We start from the raw sequence: 2,889 nt of genomic DNA, 5'->3' as shown, positions 1-2,889 counted from the left end.
GATTTGTATAGCAAGCACACCGACTCAGCCCACAAGTTATGGACGTACTTTTCCGCAGTGAGCCTCGCAGTGCTTGGGTACACGATTGGAAAAGATAAGGTGTCGTGGGCACCAGAAATGTTTCTCGTTATTGGAGGGAGCTATCTTGTGTTCTCCTTATCCAATCTTTGGGTACTCCAACTCACTCAGCGGGAGTGTGAGCAATTCGCAAAGCTCTTGAATTCTGTGGCTGGCGAGCAGGACGAACCAAAGCAGGGCATCACAGTTAAATCAGCGCCTGTCTGCGGGGTAATAGCGTTTCATCTCTTTGCGCAAGCCGCGGTTTTCGTCGCAATATATTTGACATGGGAAAATCAACCTAGTCCCAGCCCCGCGAAACCGCCGCTCTGTTGCGTACCGGCGCAGCCGGCAAGTGTCGGTGGCTAACCCCTCATTTCTGTGGTCTCTGAGGAATAAGCCGCGAAAGAAATCCGCCTCTGTTGGGCTGAGCACGTCAATCATCATGAAGACCCCATGGCTAAACTCCAATGATGAAATTCATCGTCAAACGCATCGTCATCTTGTTCACTGCTCTCCTGGCGGTACTGCTTGTTGCCGCCTGTGCACACCGCGGCTTTGTCGAGCACGGCCTATCGTTTCGGGTATATGAAACTCCGATTGACGATCTCAAAATTACTTATGGAAAAGTGGTGGTGCCGTTCTCGGGAGTTTCAGTGCCGGGCAGCGGAAGTCTTTGGAATGCACCAATGCCAATTCCAGAGCAGATGGTTGTGACCTGGATAGCAACGGGAAAGCCTCAAGAAGTGATCATTCCACTGAAGGGAAAGCTTTCGAGTAGTGACCAGATTGCAAATTGGCGATTGAGGTTCTACGGAGAGCGGATGGAGCTTTGGAGAGAAGACGACGATCCCAGCAGTAAGCACGCCCGCAAGCCGAGCGTCAAAGTCTATCCATAGCCCAGGTGTGTAGGGCACGCTTTTACTCTTAGGCTGACGCCTAGCTGTTGAATTCCGTCCAGATCTGACCCACTGGGGTGCGGATAAATACTTGGACTGGTTTATGTCGTAAATTCAATACTCTCTCGGTATTCGGCGGGGCTCAGAGAGCCAGGAGAGGTATTGATCCGCTTTCTTAACTGCCCAGGAGGGCGTATGGCTAACTCCAGAATGATGGAAACGCTACGCGCCGCTGTAAGAGTTGAGCAGCATGAAGAGCTCGAGCGCACGCGGCGTTGTATGGCGTTTATGCAAAAGATGGCGGCCTTTCAAAAGGGAGTTGGACCTGCGCCGACTCCCGAGGCATTTCAGCGGTGGTGCGAAGATGTTGAGCATCGCCTTGCGTTTCGCAGAATGAAGACCGGGATACCTGACCAGCTGGCTGAAGCCTGGGACGGCTCCCGATACTGACGGCTATGCCTCAGCTCGCAATCATTGCTGGCAGGTGTCTCTGCTGCGATGAAAATAACTGCGGATCTCGTCGGGTTCGCTGCCTACCGCATAGACCGCCACACGCAATTCATACTCTGTGCATTTCAACTCGGAGCACCACGACTCCACGACGCGCGGATTAGTCAGGCTGATGCGGTTGGTCGTGCTGTCTGCGTCAGGAAATTTTTGTGACATGATGTACCCCCTTCAAATGGGACATTTCATGGAGCCCTACTGAAGCGTGGCAGTGCGGACTTGTCGTAAGTAATTGGTGCAAAAAATCATGCCATATTGCACCGACCACGCTTTACCTGTGCACTTTCCTATATTTCGATGAATATCACATCCTTCAATTAGAGGAGATGTTTGCAGGAACACATGTCACGATATGTGACAAGGCCGATGCCATGAAACCGTTCCATGCGCTCATGCTGCTGTGGATTTTGGGTTTGCTGCTGCTCACGCCGGCGGCACGGATGCGCAGTGCTGGTCACTGGCACTGCCGCTGCGCCCAGGAAGGCGGCTGCCGCAGCGGCGCCGGTGGCCGCTCCCTCAGGACAGCACCGGCGAAGGATGGAAGGCTTTCCGGGCTACGGTTACGCTTTCAGGCGGTCACCGCTGTTTAGTGGGCTGGTCATCGCCTGCACGAATTCAACGCACATCATCCTGATGGGATGAACTTCGGCTTCGGTCACGCTGGCTTTGGCCATTGCCGCTTTCTCGATGTCTTCGTTTTCGAGTTCTACGAAGACGTTTTCACCGTCGTGGGTACGTAGATGAACGCGTAACTTGATTCCGGTGCTGGATAGCAGCATGTGATTCCTTTGTAATCGGGTTGACTGGATGTCGTGTCGGTGTGGAGGTGGCCGCCATAGCACGACGCCGGCCGTCCGTCTTTCGATGAATTCATTTCTGGCTGCCTGCCAGTCAACCCATCGGCGAATGGGCCAATCGGACCATTTCGCCACCGCTTGGTTGGCGGGCTCCTGGTCGTTGACAGGCTCAAGTCCGGGCGGAATTTGGCAATTGGGGGTGACGCCGTAGCTCAGCCGGCTCGTCTGGTGACGGCTTTCCACAAAGCCGCCTGCTTCCAGCATGTCCATGGCTTGCTGGACATCGTTGGGTTCATACGTGGGTTTCCAGTGAGGGTGAAGCGAGGCCAGCGTCCACCAGCCGCCGGTGGCGCGCAACCGCAACCACAGGGCACGTACATCGTGGGTGATAAGGTCGCCCATGATTGGTCGCGATCTCGCTCAGGCGCTCTGACGACGTTTACGGTTGGGAGTACGGAGGCCCATCCGTGAGGGCGTTGTTGGCGGTCAGCTCGTGTGCCAGTTTGCGCTGGGCCTGATTGCGCTGATGCGGCATGGTGACCGTGATCTTGCGCGTCTGCTGAAAGGCCAGCGCCCGGCTGGCGGGATTGAGGTAACGCGACGGCCAGAGATCCTCGGGCCTTTTGTCG

At 55.2% G+C, this 2,889-nt stretch carries 3 protein-coding genes and 1 pseudogene; 1 reads left to right on the top strand and 3 read right to left on the bottom strand.

Annotation, left to right across the window (positions count from 1 at the left end; genetic code table 11):
• Positions 1–530: 530 nt before the first annotated feature.
• The gene (locus AC1D1X_RS19720; protein WP_477669748.1) at positions 531–956 is read left to right on the top strand and encodes a hypothetical protein; all 426 of its coding nucleotides are present in this window, start codon (positions 531–533) and stop codon (positions 954–956) included.
• 471 nt (positions 957–1,427) lie between these two features.
• Here the strand turns inward: AC1D1X_RS19720 and AC1D1X_RS19715 are convergent, their stop codons facing one another.
• The 3 genes and pseudogenes from AC1D1X_RS19715 to AC1D1X_RS19705 form a co-directional block, all read right to left on the bottom strand.
• Positions 1,428–1,622 (bottom strand): DUF3606 domain-containing protein, encoded by a 195-nt coding sequence (locus tag AC1D1X_RS19715; protein WP_477669747.1) that lies wholly within the window; start codon positions 1,620–1,622, stop codon positions 1,428–1,430.
• A 401-nt stretch (positions 1,623–2,023) separates the two neighbouring features.
• A complete protein-coding gene (locus AC1D1X_RS19710; RefSeq protein ID WP_477669746.1) occupies positions 2,024–2,662 on the bottom strand; it encodes a hypothetical protein in 639 nt (212 codons plus the stop codon).
• Positions 2,663–2,699: 37 nt separating this feature from the next.
• A pseudogene (locus AC1D1X_RS19705) lies at positions 2,700–2,889 on the bottom strand (helix-turn-helix domain-containing protein); the annotation flags it as partial.

The organism is Polaromonas sp. P1_G4 (assembly GCF_056405475.1).
Note: the sequence above shows the minus strand (reverse complement) of the source record. Positions and strands in the feature narration are given on the sequence as shown.